17 protein-coding genes are annotated in these 16,676 nt (G+C 51.0%); 6 read left to right on the top strand and 11 right to left on the bottom strand.

What is annotated here, in order from left to right:
* Nucleotides 1–15: 15 nt before the first annotated feature.
* The 11 genes from LIZ87_RS08310 to LIZ87_RS22565 all read right to left on the bottom strand — a co-directional run bounded on the left by LIZ87_RS08310 (nucleotide 16) and on the right by LIZ87_RS22565 (nucleotide 8,988).
* Nucleotides 16–546: a hypothetical protein gene (locus LIZ87_RS08310; RefSeq protein WP_074661642.1), complete on the bottom strand. Its 531-nt coding sequence runs from the start codon at nucleotides 544–546 to the stop codon at nucleotides 16–18.
* Nucleotides 547–570: 24 nt separating this feature from the next.
* Nucleotides 571–1,548: a DHH family phosphoesterase gene (locus LIZ87_RS08305; protein ID WP_227146325.1), complete on the bottom strand. Its 978-nt coding sequence runs from the start codon at nucleotides 1,546–1,548 to the stop codon at nucleotides 571–573.
* Nucleotides 1,549–1,619: 71 nt separating this feature from the next.
* Entirely contained in the window at nucleotides 1,620–2,501 is an 882-nt protein-coding gene (locus LIZ87_RS08300) for a hypothetical protein (protein WP_227146323.1), read from the bottom strand.
* A complete protein-coding gene (locus LIZ87_RS08295) occupies nucleotides 2,498–2,815 on the bottom strand; it encodes a hypothetical protein (protein WP_227146321.1) in 318 nt (105 codons plus the stop codon). The genes LIZ87_RS08300 and LIZ87_RS08295 overlap by 4 nt, the downstream gene beginning before the upstream one ends.
* A 143-nt stretch (nucleotides 2,816–2,958) precedes the next feature.
* Nucleotides 2,959–4,815 (bottom strand): DUF5067 domain-containing protein, encoded by a 1,857-nt coding sequence (locus LIZ87_RS08290; RefSeq protein WP_227146318.1) that lies wholly within the window; start codon nucleotides 4,813–4,815, stop codon nucleotides 2,959–2,961.
* A 33-nt stretch (nucleotides 4,816–4,848) separates the two neighbouring features.
* Nucleotides 4,849–5,190 (bottom strand): DUF5640 domain-containing protein, encoded by a 342-nt coding sequence (locus LIZ87_RS08285; protein ID WP_227146317.1) that lies wholly within the window; start codon nucleotides 5,188–5,190, stop codon nucleotides 4,849–4,851.
* 30 nt (nucleotides 5,191–5,220) lie between these two features.
* Nucleotides 5,221–6,120, bottom strand: a complete 900-nt coding sequence (locus tag LIZ87_RS08280) for a DUF4428 domain-containing protein (protein WP_227146314.1) — start codon at nucleotides 6,118–6,120, stop codon at nucleotides 5,221–5,223.
* A gap of 46 nt (nucleotides 6,121–6,166) precedes the next feature.
* Nucleotides 6,167–6,574: a hypothetical protein gene (locus LIZ87_RS08275; RefSeq protein ID WP_074661621.1), complete on the bottom strand. Its 408-nt coding sequence runs from the start codon at nucleotides 6,572–6,574 to the stop codon at nucleotides 6,167–6,169.
* 99 nt (nucleotides 6,575–6,673) lie between these two features.
* On the bottom strand, nucleotides 6,674–8,089 hold the full coding sequence (locus tag LIZ87_RS08270) for an SPFH domain-containing protein (protein WP_154465349.1): 1,416 nt from the start codon (nucleotides 8,087–8,089) through the stop codon (nucleotides 6,674–6,676).
* A 43-nt stretch (nucleotides 8,090–8,132) separates the two neighbouring features.
* Nucleotides 8,133–8,453: a zinc ribbon domain-containing protein gene (locus tag LIZ87_RS08265; protein ID WP_227146311.1), complete on the bottom strand. Its 321-nt coding sequence runs from the start codon at nucleotides 8,451–8,453 to the stop codon at nucleotides 8,133–8,135.
* Nucleotides 8,434–8,988, bottom strand: a complete 555-nt coding sequence (locus tag LIZ87_RS22565) for a zinc-ribbon domain-containing protein (protein WP_081352012.1) — start codon at nucleotides 8,986–8,988, stop codon at nucleotides 8,434–8,436. Before LIZ87_RS22565 ends, LIZ87_RS08265 begins: the two co-directional genes overlap by 20 nt.
* A gap of 185 nt (nucleotides 8,989–9,173) precedes the next feature.
* On the opposite strand from LIZ87_RS22565, the gene LIZ87_RS08255 reads away from it, so the two are divergent.
* From LIZ87_RS08255 to LIZ87_RS08225, 6 genes are all read left to right on the top strand, one after another.
* A complete protein-coding gene (locus LIZ87_RS08255) occupies nucleotides 9,174–10,808 on the top strand; it encodes a histidine kinase N-terminal 7TM domain-containing protein (RefSeq protein WP_227146309.1) in 1,635 nt (544 codons plus the stop codon).
* A gap of 152 nt (nucleotides 10,809–10,960) precedes the next feature.
* Nucleotides 10,961–12,097 carry a sensor histidine kinase gene (locus LIZ87_RS08250; protein WP_227146306.1) on the top strand — a complete coding sequence of 379 codons (1,137 nt, stop codon included), beginning with the start codon at nucleotides 10,961–10,963 and terminating at the stop codon, nucleotides 12,095–12,097.
* Nucleotides 12,094–12,747, top strand: coding sequence for a response regulator transcription factor (locus tag LIZ87_RS22560; protein WP_177991370.1), 654 nt, complete (start codon nucleotides 12,094–12,096; stop codon nucleotides 12,745–12,747). The genes LIZ87_RS08250 and LIZ87_RS22560 overlap by 4 nt, the downstream gene beginning before the upstream one ends.
* Nucleotides 12,748–12,902: 155 nt before the next feature.
* Nucleotides 12,903–13,286, top strand: a complete 384-nt coding sequence (locus tag LIZ87_RS08235) for a hypothetical protein (RefSeq protein WP_154465347.1) — start codon at nucleotides 12,903–12,905, stop codon at nucleotides 13,284–13,286.
* A 45-nt stretch (nucleotides 13,287–13,331) separates the two neighbouring features.
* The gene (locus tag LIZ87_RS08230; protein WP_227146303.1) at nucleotides 13,332–14,681 is read left to right on the top strand and encodes an ABC transporter substrate-binding protein; all 1,350 of its coding nucleotides are present in this window, start codon (nucleotides 13,332–13,334) and stop codon (nucleotides 14,679–14,681) included.
* A gap of 18 nt (nucleotides 14,682–14,699) precedes the next feature.
* The gene (locus LIZ87_RS08225) at nucleotides 14,700–16,379 is read left to right on the top strand and encodes a helix-turn-helix transcriptional regulator (protein ID WP_227146300.1); all 1,680 of its coding nucleotides are present in this window, start codon (nucleotides 14,700–14,702) and stop codon (nucleotides 16,377–16,379) included.
* Nucleotides 16,380–16,676 lie beyond the last annotated feature (297 nt).

Here is a 16,676-nt window from a genome sequence, read left to right as displayed (position 1 = left end):
ACTGGTTTATCTTCTTCAGATCAGCTTGGATCCGCAGTATTGGCAGGACGAAGCCCATCCGGGCCGTATGACGTTCTCTCCGCCGCAATGGGGGCAGGTAACCGTTTCGTACTGCTCTTTCTGGGCAACTTTGTTAAAGGCTGTCAGCATGATACGCTTGTTAGGCGTATCAAGACTGATGTTTTCTAAGTATCCTTTTTGGATCATATGGCGTACCTTACGTTCCACGTTCTTTCCGCCAATGGCTCTGGAAAGCTGGTCAAAGGAAATCTCTGGCTCAGGGCTGGCGAAGAAGCATTCCGCAAGCCGATGGGCAAGCCGGCTGGCGCTCTGGCGGCGGACCGGGCCAAGCGTACCCTTCCAGATACATAGGACACCCATTGAAAGCATGAACAGCTCCGCAAGCACACTGCCCAGGTCAAACTCCAGATCCACCTCGAAAACCGATGCCGCAATAATCACGCCCAAAAGTGCGAATGCCGCCATACGGATAAGTTCCCCCGTCCTGTAGCCCAGCCGAACTTTTTCAGTCAGGTAAAGCTCCATATCAAACCTCCTCAATCAAACTGTTCACGACAGGACCCGTAAAAACGAGTCCCGGATGGTGTCTTTTGGATACCGCCCCAGCAGACACTCCTTTTCTTTCCGGATCATCCCGCCAGCCATCTCCGCATGGCCGCCGCCATCTCCATAACCGTGGAGCGCATCACGGACTAAATGCCCCGCATGGACAGCCGGATCCTCCGAGCGGACAGAAAACTTGATCCCATCCTCCCGTTTGGAGAATACCACGGCGACCTCCACCTCCTGCAGCGCCAGGATGAAATCGGAGAGGATCGCAATCAAAGCGTCCGGGCAGGGAAAGAGGACATTGGATATGCCTACCTTGTCGTAGACCTCAATGCTCTCGATGGCCGCGCCATATGCTTTCAGATCGTTGAACTCCATGTTGTTGCGCTCCAGCCGCGCCAGCGTTTCCTGGTCACACAGAGGGAACAGGAATGCGAACATTTCAATATCCAGTTCCGTCACGCCCCGCGTAAACTGCAGCGTGTCCATTTTCAGGCCATAGAGCAGGGCAGTCGCCGTGTGCCTATCCGGCAGGCACGGAAGCTGTTTATAATACTGGGCGATGATCGTGGCGCAGGCCCCAGTGGGGCGGATGTCCTGGTAGCGGTATTCAATTGGCACAAAAGTGGGGTGGTGGTCGATGCAGGCCACCTCATCCCCAACAAAATCCGTGATATTCCCACAGTGCTTCTGCGCGTCCACACAGATCACATAGTCTTCCTCGGCCATGTCCGGACGCAGCTGCTCATAGGGGAACATCTGGATCTGGAACGCCTCCAGCATCTTGGACGCGCTCAACTTGTCGATCCTTCCATCGTAGCAGAGGGTAGAGGGGATTTCATGCTGGGCCAGAAGGCGCTGTAAGCCGAAGGCGGAGGCAATGGCATCCGGGTCTGGGAAATTATGGGTCTGTATGTAGATATGCTTGCCGTGGCATAACGCCGCAAGCTGGTTAAAGTCGTTCATTTTCGTATTCACTCCTATCTATTCAACGGTTGCCGCCGGCCTGTCAGCCCTGACCGTTTTTCCTTTCGTGCGGCAGTGTCAGCTTATCTTTGATAGATTCCCACTCCCGCAAGACGATAGAACGCATCAATCAGTTCATTACCAGCATCGATCGGGGCATATATGGAGCTGCCGTCTGTGAACTCAAATGACGTCCGGTATGTGGTTTCGTCAAGGGCGAATATGTCGTTGTCCGGCGGCTCTTCATACTCTTTCACTCTTGTAACGAGCTGCTTCTCCTTTATGATGCGGAGTATCTCCTCCGCATCGCTCTCTCCGATCCGCTGGTTTTCCACTTCCATGTGAGCGCCATCGAGGTTGAGCGCAGCATCGAATGAAAAGAACCAATCATCTCCTTCTTTTTCGATGGTAAACGAATAGGAAGAGGAATGATCCATACAGCTGCTGTGGACGGAAACAGCCCTGATCTCAATTTTCTCAGCTGCCTCATAGTGCCTGTCGGCAAGCGCATAGAGATAATCGAGCGTCTTATCACCGAACGCGGTTTCTTTGTCTATACTGCTTCCATCAGTGAATGTCATTCCAGAGATGCGCATCGGCGCATCGGATATGTGAAAAAAGCGTATCGGCTCACGGTATTTTCTGAGCCGTTTTATCTCGCCTTCCTCACGAATGATCTCAAGGAATCCTTCTGCATCTTCAGGCGGGATCTGGACGGAACTGAACGATGCGTAATGCTCCTTCCGGCTTCCCACATAGCAGCTTGCAGAAAAGAGCCAGTTCTCGTCTTCCTTTCGCAGTGCAAAAGAATACACGGGGTATCTTTCCATGCCAGAATAAGAGGTATAGAACGAAACAACCTCATCGGCAGTATAGTTTTTGCTTCCGCTGCATCCGAAAAGTCCGGAAAACATCGAGAGGGCTGACACGATAATCATCACTTTACACACATTTTTCTTTTTCATAGTTCATTAACCCCAAAGAGATTAAAACGGTCTGCCGCACTTGGTGCAGAACTTTCCCTTGTTCTCCGCTCCGCAGGAGCAGGTCCAGCTAAAGTTGTCCGGTGGTTTGGAGATCCCGCACTCCGTACAGTTTTTTCCCGCAAGAGTTTCATTTCGCCCGAGGTGTATACGGTTTTCAGGATATGAAAATTATCAAACAGGACTGCGGTTTCCGGATATTGATACACGGCCTGATTGCTGTTCTGTCCGCAGGCAGCAAGCCCCAGCATACCCATCAGAATACTTATCGCGGCAAAACCCGGGGTTAATTTCACGGTAGTGCCTCCTCATCTAAAATAGCCATACGGCTCCCGCCCCAATTGGGACGGGAGCCGATCCCATATGATTGTTACCCGCTTTTTCCCGCCGCTTTTTGGAGTGACGCAGGACACATACCGCCGTCCGCCGAAGACCCGCGCTACTGGAACTTCATGTTGGTGAGAATGATGTCGGGCATCGTTCCCTGGACGCAGTCCATATTCCGCAGGCCGATGGAAAGGGCGCAGGTGTCGTCAATCTGCGTGATATACTCAATCCATTCGTAGCCGATGTACTTATAGGTGCGGCCGTGGAAGGTGATGCCGCCGATCACGCGGTCTTCTATATCCTGATAGTTTTCGAACTTCTCCTTGTAGAAGTCGAAGTCCTCCAGCTTTTTCCTGACCTCAAACCGGATGCTGCCTGCGCCGAACGCGGTGGGATCGTCGTTTTCCACCAGACAGCACTTCCCCTCGTCATACGACCACCCGCTATCCGGAACGGTCGTCTTGATTGTTATGTTGATCTCATCGTGGGCAAACATGGCAACCTTCGCGGAGAAGTCCTTCATCGTAGCGTTCGCAGAGGCGGCCTTGTTCTCTTCGGCGGCCTCTGCCTTCACGATGTCGAGATACTTCGCGATGGCTTCCTTGCCGGAGAAGCCGCTGGTGTTGAAACCGCTTACCTCATAAACGCCCGTCTCCTCTTCCTTGAAATTGACGTAGATGAAATGCGAGTCATTGTCCGCAGAGATCCACTTATAGTAGCGGTAGTTTGCCTTCATGTGGTCGCTGTACTCTTCCTTGACAAACTCACCTTCCACGCCGAAGTAAGCGACAACCTCCTCGTAGGTGGTGTCGAAAATATTTTTATTGACATCGTTCATCCAGACATAGCCCTTTTGCACCTGTTCTTCTGTCACGATGCCGTCCCCTCCGGCTGTGTTTCCACCCAAATTCGATTCCGGAGCGTCTGAATCAAGGCTGTCCGGCATTGGCTTGCCCGCCTCAATCAGAGGCAGATACCAGGTATCATAAAGATCAGGCAAATCCTCCTCGTCCACATCGACCCAATAGGTTCCCCATGGGCGCAGATAGATATCATAGTGGAATTCATCCCCGCTGTTTTCATAATCACCGTCAATGTGGATCATGTCTCCGTAGTCCGCCAGCCCCGGATCAACAATCCAGTCCGCGTGCTTAAGCGCAATATCCGTGAAGGAGCCGCCCTCGGACATCATAGTGCCATATATACTGGTCCCATTGCCACTGAGGCTGACCGATGCGGAAACCATAGGCTCCGATTTTGTGTAGTCCCCATCCCAGAGGATGACGGTGCCCATGCCGTCTGCACCGATGTCAACGGCGCCACAGATATCCCACCAAGCGCCCTCCATACCCTTATCCTCGTAGTAGCCCGAACAGCCCGTCATAATCCACCAGCCGTACCAGTCGCCATTCCACCAGTCGAGCAGCGAGTCTCCGGTCCCGGCAGACTGTGCCGTACCGCTCCCAGCTGATTCCCGGCTGAGTGTGGACGGATCGACGGTGATTTTACCGTTTTTGTCGCCGAACGCCTCCTCAAATGTCACTTCGACCTTGCTGGTCGTATCCGCCAGCACAAAGGCTGTGCGGATCTCAATGGTCGCACCCGGCGCGACATCCATAAATTGATCTTCGATCACCGTAGCATCATAGGAGTCCGGATTGGAATAGACGATGGCAACCGCCAGCTCCACACCGTTCTGCATGGCTGTTTCGGAGATCGACCAGAGATAAGAATGACTGTCCTCGCCGTTGTTCGTAAAATCCAGCGTCAGAACGACCGCGTCGTTTCCATCCGAATCCTCCATGATGCACGCGCCCTTATAGAGCAGCTCATAATCGCCGAGCTTGAGCAAATTGGAGTCTGCCAACTCCTTATCTGTCGATTCCTTATCTTTACCACAGGCGGTGAGACCGAGCAGCATCAGCGCCGCAAGAAGCAGGCACAAAAGTTTGGTCTTTGTTCGTTTCATATTTCCCTCCAAAATTTGCGGAACACAAAGCTGCTATTTTTTTGCGAAGGTTCCGCTGATACCGTAGCCGGAATTTTCGTTCATGGTGAGGCTGCTGCCATCCACAGAGAACGTGTAGGTAGACGGATCGCTCCAGCTCTCCAGCGTTACCGTAAGCTGGTCGCCGTCAATGGTATAGGTGCCCTTTTGTTTCATGTAGGAATTCTCCATGGTGCATTTGCCTTTCCCATCGAACGTCCATGTGATAACGCCGTCATCACCCAGGTCGGCCGACCATGTGCCGGAGAGGGCGTCCTTGCTGCCTCCACAGGCGGCCAAACACAGAACCATCGTGAGCGCCAAAAGAAGCGCCAAAGTCTTGCTTAATTTTTTCATCATCATGCTCCTTTGTGTTGTGTATTTGTTCTATCCATTGACAGCGCCGCCGCAAAATTCACAGCAGCCGCTGGCATCTGGTGTGGTGGTGGCTCCACAGAACGGACAGGTCAGCGCCGTCTTAGGAGCTGCGGCTACGACCGCTTCATTCCTTACCTGCTCCCGAACCTGGAGCAATGCATCCCGGATCTCGCGTCCCATTTCCTCATACTGCCGGTACTCCATACTGGAACGGACCTCATCCGCATTGGATGTCCGGGAACCGCCCATGAAGGGCCGTGCGCCAGGGCGGGAGCCTCCAGGAATACCGGGGCGGATTGGCCCCGCACCTCCGGTGCGGAGACCGCTGCCCTTGACACAGGGCTGTGCATCCGGCCCGTCCAAAAGGGTTTCCTCATCATTGTCAACAGAAGAACCGTTCAGCTTGAAGCGGATTTCATTAAAGTATGGGTTGTTGACATTAATTACAATGTAGAAATCATAAGAAAAGGCGTAGCGTCTGGGGGAAAAGCTCTGCCGTTTCCCCTCCGCATCCTTATACTGGATCTCTGTCTTGCTCTCGTCAATGTCCAGCTGGCAGCCAGTCACATCGGAGAAGGACAGTACATCCGGGTTGGCCTCCTGCCAGTTCCGGACGGATGTGACCATGAATCTCCCGTCATCCTCGTCCAGCAGGACTTTCATGCCCTCGCCCAATGTGCGGGTCACCCGGAACGCCGCCACTTTCTCCTGGTTGGTTTCCCGGTAAGCCAGCTGCTCTTTGATCTCCTCCACGGTGCTCTGCCTCCGGTCACTGAACCAGGGGGAGAGCTTTGCCGCGCAGTTCTTACAGCAGTTCCCATCCTCCAGCTTCCGGTTGCCCAACAACCCGATCTCGCCGCCGCAGATGGCGCATTCCTTTTTCTCAAACAGTTTTCCGAACAGTGCCATAATAATCTACCTCCTCGGTGTACGCCACCTCTTTCCTTTATGGTGTTTACTCCAGGGGGCCATTCTTCGTCTGGATGGCGCCATAGATATACAGGCCGGGCACAAGCAAATTCAGGATCAGGCTGGTAAAGCTGAACTCTCCCCCTGCGACAAGACCGATGATCATAGAGATGATGCTCAAAACGGCAATGATGATGCCCCACTTGATGCAGGCTGCCGCTTTCTGCGGCGCATTGCAGGCACCGATGCCCTTAATGCCCGCGATAAACTGAATGACAGATGCCAGCGTTACAATAATGGAACTGGCATAGAGCAGGCCGGTACCTTCGCCAGTCTCCATGAGCGCCGCAAGGGCACTGATGCCGAGAATGGCGATGATGCCCGCGATGACACCGATGACGCCGCCGATAATCATGAGAATGGAAGTGACCTTCAAAAATTTTTGACCTTTCATGTGTATAATCCTCCTGTTTTATGTTTTGTTAATCGTTTTAGGTGTTATGTCTGTTCGTCCAGCAATCGTAGGGTCAGACTATGGCTTTTCGGCCTCGTTTCATCCCTGGATGTCTCCGTCATCAAAGGGATCTCCGCACTCCGGGCAGAACTTGGGCGGATGGGCGGGGTCGTCCGGCTCCCAGCCGCACTTGTCGCACTTGTACTGCGGTACGCCGGCAGGCTTAGGCTTGCCACACTCGGCACAGAACTTTCCTTTGTTCACCGCTCCGCAGGAACAGGTCCAGCCGTTTGTATCCGCAGGCTTGGGCTTCCCGCACTCCGGGCAGAATTTTCCGGTGGCTGTGGCCCCGCAGGAGCAGGTCCAGCTATCCCCTGCGGGTTTAGGGACGGGCTTGGGTGCGCCGCATCCCGCACAGAACTTGCCGGTATTTCCGGTCTGCCCGCAGGAACACGCCCATCCCTCCATGGCAGGAGCCGCCGGAACGGGTTGCTGTACCGATTGCTGCTGACCCATCTGGAAGAGGCTTTGGGCGTTCATGCCGCCGGCCTGACCGGCCATCCCCATGCCCATGAAAGCCATAGCGGGACCGGCATTGGGGTTGGCGGCTGCCGCCTGCATGGCGCCGGCCTGTGCGCCGACAAGATGCGCCGCCGCGCGGGTGGGGTCCATAAAGGCCGTATTGCGCTGCAGCTCCTTGATCATCTTTTCGTCTTCCTCGTTGGCCTTGACGCTGGAAACGCCGAAGGATACGATCTCAAGACCCCGAAGATCCCGCCACTTTGCGGACAGTTCCTGGTTCAAAGCATCTGCCAGCTCTGTGGTGTGGCCTGGAAGGGCAGAGTATCGAATGCCCATATCGCTGATCTTTGCGAAGGCGGGCTGCAGCGCGGTCAGCAACTCGGTTTTCAGCTGGCCGTCAATGGCTCTGCGGTCAAAATCCGCTTCCACATTGCCGCAGACATTGGTATAGAACAGCAGAGGGTTTGCCACCCGATAGGAATACTCCCCAAAACAGCGGATGGCGATATCAATGTCGATCCCCGCCCGCTGGTCCACGACACGGAAGGGGACGGGAGAGGGCGTGCCGTACTTGTTGCCGATCAGTTCCTTGGTGTTGAAGTAGTAGACGCGCTGATCCTTGGGCGCTTCGCCGCCGAAGGTGAACCGCTTGCCGATGTTCTGGAACACCTGCCCGATACTCTCCCCCAGGTCGCCCGAAAAGATGCTGGGTTCCGTGGAGGCGTCGAAGGTGAATTCGCCGGGTTCAGCGCATACCTCCACCACCTTGCCCTGCTCCACGATCATCATGCACTGGCCGTCGGCCACGGCGATCACGGAGCCGCTGGTGATAATGTTGTCGCTGCCTTTGGTGTTGCTGGAGCGCCCAGAGGCCCGTTTCCGCCCCTTGACCGCCAGCACGGTAGCGGGGATTGCCTCACAGTAGAAATACTCCTTCCACTGATCGGCCATCACGCCGCCTGCAGAGCCTAATGCCGCTTTAATAAGTCCCATAGTTACATCCTTCCTTTCGTGATTTATTTCTCTTTACTGACGATTAAAATCCTTCATTTCTTTCTTTGCGCTTTGCTGTGAGCATTGCCCCACAATTAGGACAAAAGATTGCGTTGTCCGAAAGCGCTGTTTCACATACTGGACAGCGACGGTGTAAATTAAGGTAGAACTGATAAAGAGTTTCCTGGGGAAGTCCACTGCCGCATTCTCCACAAGTTTGCTGCTCCGCAGAGACGGTTGCACCGCAATTAGCGCAGACTTTAAGCAGCTTCATAGCTTCTGGCCCAAATCCATATTGCTTCATGCTTTCCAGACGGATCTGCTCAATTTGCTGCCGTGTCATCTTATAACCCTTCTCCTCCATATTGAAGCCGTTTGCCGCAGCGTGGACAAAATATTTCTGCGGAGGTAATCTCTTTGCCGCAGTGGGAGCAGTAACGAGGCGGATCTTCCCACGGCGCACATTCCACACATTCCGCCACATCAGCGTTATACATGGCATTCGATACCCATTTGCCGCACTTGTGACATCGGTTAAAATATTTCCGTGCGTCTTCCCATGCGGTCTCCAATTCCTGCTCCTGTGTCTCTGCTTGGATAGGATCGGTCGTATGTAACAAAGCACCTGTGATGTCACAAAAGAAGCTGTACCGATTTCCTCCCGAGTCGGCGATCACCTTGTAGCGTGCTGTTTTATGGGTAAGCGCCATCAAATCCCTCCTTTCTTTTCTTTGACCCTCGATTAAGTCATGGTTATATGGTATAATAGGAATCAAAGGAGAGCGGCCTCTGTTTGTTGGCAACGTAGTCAGAGGCTTTTCATTGGAGACAAAGCCCATACCCTCCTTCGGCATTGCCTGCACCCATAATTTAAGCGATTTCCACACTTTTGTCCCCACCCCAAACCCCCGAAAGGGTAGGGTTGAAAAGAAAAAATCTGATTTTCTTGCCACCCCGAACCGAAAAATGGGTAGGGGAAACAAAAAATCAGGTTTCTTTCAAGGCTAAGACTGGAAATGCTGTAAATGAGATACCAAGGAAAATACGGTGATGAGAGTTGTATTTCGCGGGGAGGTGTCCACGCATGACTAAGCAGAATCAAAGAACGGGAGTCCTGGTAGCTGTGCTGATCGTCTGTGCTATCTCTGCCCGCGTTTTGGGAAAGTTTGATGTTTTTCCCGTACCGCTGGGTTTGGTCCGCACGATCCTTTATATCAGTCTGTACATTGGCTGGGGTCTCTCTGTCAGCCATCGCATTTTACAAACACTGGTGCGCCGCTATATGGTCGGCGTTTCATGTCTGACCGTCTTCTGGTTTGTTATACGGTCAATAAAATATTTTTTTGTGGTCGCTCCTGATGCGATCCGGCATCTATGGTACTGGTACTATTGTCCTATGCTGTTCATACCTCTGCTTTCCGTGTTTGTTTCCATGTCGCTGGGTAAGCCGGAAAGCTACCATCTGCCCAAATGGACAAGACTGCTCTATCTTCCCACCCTGTTCTTTCTGCTGCTGGTACTGACAAACGATCTCCATCAGCTTGTTTTCTCCTTCCCGACCGGAACGGTTTGGAGCGATACGGATAACGGATACGAGTACGGATATTATTTTGTTATCGGGTGGGAGATCATCTGTGCGCTGGCCGCCTTTGTGATCATGCTCATCAAATGCCGTTTGGCGCAAAGGAGAAAATACTTACCGGCGCTTCTGCTGTCCTGCTCCATTCTATATGCCTTTATCTACGCCAGCGGAGCCAGGTGGATGCAAGTGATAGGCGGAGATATTACAGCGGTGCAGTGCCTGATGTTTACCGCCATACTGGAAAGCTGTATCCAGTGCGGATTGATTCAGACCAATACTGGCTATGATGAGCTGTTTAAGGCCGGGACCTTCGGCGCCCAGATTGCTGATCACGACCATAAGGTCCGCTACGCCTCCGCAAATTCGCCTGTGCTTTCTGAACAGATCATGTGTACGGCAGAGGCGGGCGCTGTTAACCTTGATAAACATACCCTGCTAAAAAGTTACCCTATCGAAGGCGGTCATGTGTATTGGCAGGAAGATATAACAGATATTACCATACTGCTCAAAAAGTTAGAAGAAAACAAGGAAACCATTGCAGAAAGCAACCATCTGGAACAGGAAAATTATCGTATCAAGCTGGAGATCCACACCTTGCGGGAAAAGAATCGGCTCTATGACCTTTTACAGGAAGAAACCGCTCATCAGATCGATTTATTGAATGACCTGTTTTATCTATATGACGAAGAAGAAAATCCGGAAAAGCGCCGCAGTCTGCTTGCGAAGATCACTGTAATCGGCGCTTACATAAAACGCAGAGGCAACCTAATCTTTATCCGTGAAAAAACGGAAACCATCGATACCACAGAACTGGCCCTTTGCATGGAGGAATCCTTTTCAAATTTGAAACTGATGGGGGTCGAATGTGAAGCGGACATTCCGAAGGGCAGCAAAATCTTTACCCAGGACGCAATCCTGGTCTACGACTTTTTTGAGAAGGTGATGGAGACCGCTATAGATGATATGAGCTTTGTTTGGTTGAAAGCGCGTATTCTTGCAGATTCGATCATCCTCCGTCTGGAGGTGGAATGCGAAAGCTCCCTTGCAGATTTTCGGGATACCTGTGAAAGCTGCTCCTTTGAGGATGGCGTATGGCGCTTTATCCTCCGCATCGGAAAGGCGGGTGGACAAACGTGACAACATTCTATTTATCCTCCGAAATGGAACAGTCCGTATGGATGATCTGCCTGTTCTTTTCTTTGATATTGGATGTGTTTCTTTTTCTTGCATCCCCTGACCGAGGTGGGAGCAGACGGTGCAGGCTTCTGAACGCCGGGGTATTTATCGCTTTGCTGATCCTGCTGTGCATTGCCGGGGATGCCTTTGACAAAAAGGCCGATGGACTTCCTATCAATCCTTTGCTGCCATTTCCAATGTGGTCGCTGTGGTGCATCGCTGGCATGGTGGGTACTTTGCTCCTTGGTCAAACCGCTGTGTTGATCCATCGGAAAGGCCGGACACTTAGCCACAATTCCGTGAAGCAGGCAATCGATATGTTGCCCAACGCGATCTGCTATTTCACCCCATCGGGTGATTTCAAACTGTGCAATCTACAAATGCACCGCTTGTTCCACATACTGGCGCAAAGCGATCTCCAGCACTTCGATGAATTGCGGCAGGCACTTACAGAGTGTGATAAGAAAAGCGGTGTTGTAAGGCTACCGGATGAAGAGCAAACCTATCTGTTCCCCGATGGTAAGGCTTGGCGCTACTCCCAGACGGAGATAACGGTACCAGACGGTACAGTTTACACAGAGGCGATCTTCTCAGATGTGACTGAACTTTACGAAAAGGGACTGAGACTCAAGGAACAGACTGAGCAGCTCAAAAAATTCTCCCGTGACTTAAAGATTCTTTCGGATAATGTACTGACATTGACAAAGGAAACGGAAGTCCTGTCGGCAAAAACCAAACTGCATGACCAGATGGGGGCGGGGATCATTGCTATGCGGCAGATTTTGCAGCAAGAGCAGGTATCCCAGGAGGCCGCAGACAGCCTTCTATTGTTTCAAAAAGCAATCAGAACCATTAAAAATGACAATGAATACCCCCAGGAGCGCGGGGAGCTTGCGGAATTTTTGCGGGATGCCAGTACCATCGGCGTAAAGGTAGAAATGGCTGGCGAATTACCAAAGCAGGAGGAAATATATCGCATATTTGTGATCGCCATGCGGGAATGTCTCACCAACGGCGTCCGCCATGCGGATGCAACGGCCCTTTATGTCACCGCCCGGCAGGACGGAAACAACATTTCCCTGCGTATCACAAATAACGGAAAGCCCCCTGAAAGCGTCATTGTGCCGAGGGGCGGGTTACTCAACCTTCACCGCCATGTTACGAACTTAGGAGGTACGATGGAAATACAGTGGTCACCAGCCTTTACGCTGATAATCGTCATGCCCGTAGAAAAGGAGGCGGCAGAGTGAAACAGGTGTTAATTGTAGAAGATCAGCGGATGCCCCGCAAATATATGGAGAGAATGATCTCCGACAGTGAAAAATATGCCCTGGCAGCCAGTATAAGCGGCGCGGATGTTGCACTTGCCTATTGCAAGCGTCAGATGATCGACCTGATCTTGATGGATGTCTGTACTGCTGGAAACAAGGATGGCATCGAAGCTGCCGCCGAGATCAAAGTGGCGTTCCCAAACATAAAGATCATCGTTGTCACATCAATGGTCGAGGTCGGTTTTTTAGAAAGAGCCAAAGCCGCAAAGATAGACAGCTTTTGGTACAAAGATTTAAGTCCCGAAGACCTGATCGATGTCATTGATCGCACAATGGCAGGAGAACATCTCTTTCCCCATGAAACGCCACAAGTGAAATTAGGTCTTGTAAGCAGCACCGATCTGACTGCAAAAGAAATCCAGGTACTGCGCCTTGTATGTGATGGTCTGGAATACAGCGAGATCGCCCAGACTCTTTCTATCACAGAGAGGACCGTGAAATATCATGTTTCCAACATCCTGCAAAAAACAGGCTATGCCAACAAGACCCGCCTTGCCATAGCAGTTACAGGCAAAAAATTTATTATTCCGAGCCTCCCGGAGGATCTGGACTTTGACATAACCAAATAACAGAGCACACAGCTTTATTTCCCGGTTTCAATGAAGCCGGGAAATTTTTTTGAGAAAACTTCAAAAAACTGTACTCAGGGACAGTGCGAGAAAATGGCTTCTTCGCTATACTGGTATCATCAAAGGATTCAAAATGATTGATAGGAGGCCGCCTTATGCGAAGAATCGTGATTGATATGCAGAATGTCCTGTTTGCGGACGCAGTAGCCGAAGCCTTACGCAACTTTGATTCCAATCTGGAACCAGTCATGAGCGAGAGCCCGGACAAAACTCTGTCGCTATGTGATGCTGTGCTTGCAAATGTTCTGATTATGGAAGTTACCGTATACACATCCTGGACACTGGAGGAGCGGCTAAAAATCCGAAACGCTCTGAAAAAGGCTCAGCCAGATTGCAAGATCGTGCTGGTGGTGGATGAAAACACAGAGAAAAAGCTGGCGGACAGGGTGCGGCAGGCCAAGAAGGACGGTCTGGTAGACAATTTTATTTACGGTTCCGTTTCTTCCAGCTATCTCTCCGCTGTCATTGACGCACTTTAGGACAGAGGCTGGTGAGGACCATGCAGGGTATAGGAGGACACCAAAATGAAAAAATTATGTATTTTCTTTCTCACCATCATACTGCTGGTGGGCATGACCGGCTGTGGAAATAAGGTTACAAACGATCCCATCACATTGACGATGTGGCACGTCTATGGAAGTCAGACAGAATCGCCGCTCAATGTAATGATCGATGAGTTTAACCAAACGAAGGGGAAAGAAAGCGGTATTGTTATTTCTGTTGTCTCCGTCACAAATTCTACCGCTATTGACGATGCGCTGATTGCCTCTGCCAATAACGAACCGGGGGCGGTTCCCATGCCGGATCTGTTCACGGCCTATCCGAGGGTGGCAGAAGAGATTGGGCTTGACCGGCTCTTGGATTGGAGTGGTTATCTTTCAGAGGAAGAACGCTCTGCTTATGTGGATGAGTTTCTGGCAGAAGGCGTTATAGATGGACGGCTGGTTATGCTGCCCATCGCCAAATCAACAGAACTGTTATTCTTAAACAAGACGATATTTGACCGCTTTGCCGCTGACACAGGAGTATCGGAAGAAGAGCTTCTCCATTTTGAATCTCTCTTTGCTCTGTGCTGCCAATACTACGATTGGTCAGGCGGCGCAGAGATGTTCCAAATTAACGACTTCTATCACTACTTCCTGGTCAATGTCTCCGGGCTGGGCGGACAGTTCATTCGGAATGGAAAGCCGGACCTGTGCAGTGCAGAATTTGAACAAGCCTATCTGCCAATGGCCCGTGCGGCGATCCATGGAGGACTTTGTACTGGTGACGGTTATGCTTCCGACCGCTGGAAAACAGCCGAGGTTATCAGCAATATCGGTTCCACAGCAGGGATGTTGTATCTGAGGGACTATGTAACCTACCAGGACAATACCACCGAAGAAATTGAAACAGCGGTATATCCCTACCCCACCTTTTCTGATGCCTCGCCAGTGGTTATACAAAGGGGAACTGGTTTGTTTTCCATGAAAAGTGAGGACGAGCGAAAAAATAGAGCCGCCGCCATTTTTGGAAAATGGATCACACAGAAAGAACACAATCTGGACTTTGTGATTGCTTCCGGCTATTTGCCGGTTACGGAAAATGCCTTTTCTGCTCTGTTTTCAAATATAGATATGATTGAGAATGAGAAATCCCATATGCTCTATGGTGCGGTGGACCAAATGTATGGCTCCTACTCCTTTTGCCCTTTGCCGCTGTATGACGCTTCCGGCAAAGCGCAATCCAGGTTTGAGGAGACCGCAAAGAGCATATTGTCTGCTGCCCACCGGGACTATATCAGCCGCATAGAGCGCGGGGATGACCCGGAGACAGTGATGTCAGAACTCCTTGACTCTTCGCTTTCGGAAATTCAGGAGGCCGTAGAGCGGTGACACAAAAGGGGGAAAACCATGATACTACGCCTAAAAGAAATCAGATCAGTACTGGAGGCGGCTCAGACGCAGAGCGTTTCCATGCGCCGCCGCCTGATGCTCTATCTTTTTACCATAATGCTCTTTTTTGCGTTCTTGATTGCTATGCTATTGTTCCTTTTCGGTGCAATCGATCCTATTGGATATGAAATTGAGCGGGCTTTAAGCAATCAACTTGAGAACTCTGTATACTCCCTAGAGCATCAAAGCAATGATCAGGCAGCCTATGTGCTTGCCTTTTCCCAACAGATAACAGCGGCAGTCAAAGACGAACTTTCAGATGCTGGGATTACCTTCAACGAACTTCGCAATACTCCTGACGCACTGGAGTCCATGCAAAACAGGCTCTTTGATGTCGTCAGCAGCAATATGAAACTTGCACCTTGCAGCGGAGCATTTTGCTTTTTGAAAACAACGGTCAACGATGCACTGCCTAATAAAAGCTATAATGGGCTGTATCTAAAGTTTGCAAATCTTTATGCGGAAAACACAATCCATAATGATGTTTGTCTTTTTCGTGGATTTTCTACTGTCGCACGAGAAAAAAACATCAATCTCCATAGTACATGGCAGTTGGAAACACAAGAGGGGTTATTCCCGGAAATCGATGGAGTGATGTCCGGCAAAAGCGAGAGCATCTCCGGCGCCTTCTTTCTTACATCCGTTTATAAACTGCCTGACACATGGGAAAGTGTGCGCTTTCTCTGTATACCTGTTTTAGATTCTGGTGGCAACACGATTGGTGTGTGCGGCTTTGAGATCAGCAGTCTGTATTTTTCGCTTTCCCATAAGACGATGGGAAGCAGCCAAGCACATATCTTTTGCGCTTTGCTGACGGAAGATTCGGATTGTTATGTAGGGCAGATCGCCGGGAATCAATCTGGTTATTTCCCACCAATTGAAAATTCTTTTTCTGTTGAGAACGGATCAAGCCTGACTACCTTCCATAGCGGAGACACTGAATTTGTTGGTAAGACCCAGGAACTAACAATAGGGACTACTGCCCATATGGTTGCTGCCATGCTCCCTGCCACAGAATATCAGGCGCTTGTGCAGACGGTGCGGCTCAAAATTGCCGCATTCTTGTTTATCGCTTCTTTTGCCATTTTGGTCTCCATTCTTTGGGGCAGCAAAAAATATGTTGCACCCATATTAAAAGACTTGGAACAGATTAAAACTAACACAGACCGGACGCAGAGCGAGTCTCATGTTTTGGAGATTGAGGACCTCTTTGCTTTCCTCGCAGAACAGGACCGAGAACACGAGGCAGCTTTATCCGCTTTGAACCAAGAGCGACTGGAAGCTGAGAGCAGACAAGAACGGCTGCAAAGCAAACTGGAACAGACCAGCAGTGATCTTGGGTCCGCGCAGGCAGAAATTGCCCGACTTGCCTATTCCAGAAAACAAGAGATCGATCCCGACGATTTTCAGTATTTTTTGGAAGGGATTAGTCAACTTACTCCAACAGAAAGAAAGGTCTTTGATCTGTATCTTAAGGGGAAAAACGCAAAAGAGATCATTGCGATCTTAGGAGTTACAGAAAATACATTAAAGTTTCACAACAAGAATATCTACAACAAACTGGGAGTTTCGTCCCGGAAACAACTCCTTCGTTATGCCACTTTGATGAAACAGCAGGAGGAAAATGATCAGCAATAACGCTTGAGAATCAGCAGTTGCGCTACTTGGCAAGCAGTGCATTTGTTCCCACAAATGCTCGAAACAGACATCCGGCGTTGCCGCCAGATGTCTGTTTCTCTGCTTGTTGGGGTAGCACCCCAAACCCCTTGAACAGCCCCGTTGCCGGGGCTGGCTGCGCGTTCGGTTCCCGAACGCTGTTGTCCCTGCTCCGCAGGGACAGGCGGGGCTTGCGCCCCGCTTGGAGCCGGAAACGACAGTCCCTGCGTTTCCGGGAAAAAAGAAAAAAGCGGGGCTGGCCTACATCCCTGTAAGCCA

The sequence above is a fragment of the Lacrimispora sp. 210928-DFI.3.58 genome (assembly GCF_020554865.1).
In the GTDB taxonomy this organism is placed as follows: Bacteria; Bacillota; Clostridia; order Lachnospirales; family Lachnospiraceae; genus Enterocloster.
Note: the sequence above shows the minus strand (reverse complement) of the source record. Positions and strands in the feature narration are given on the sequence as shown.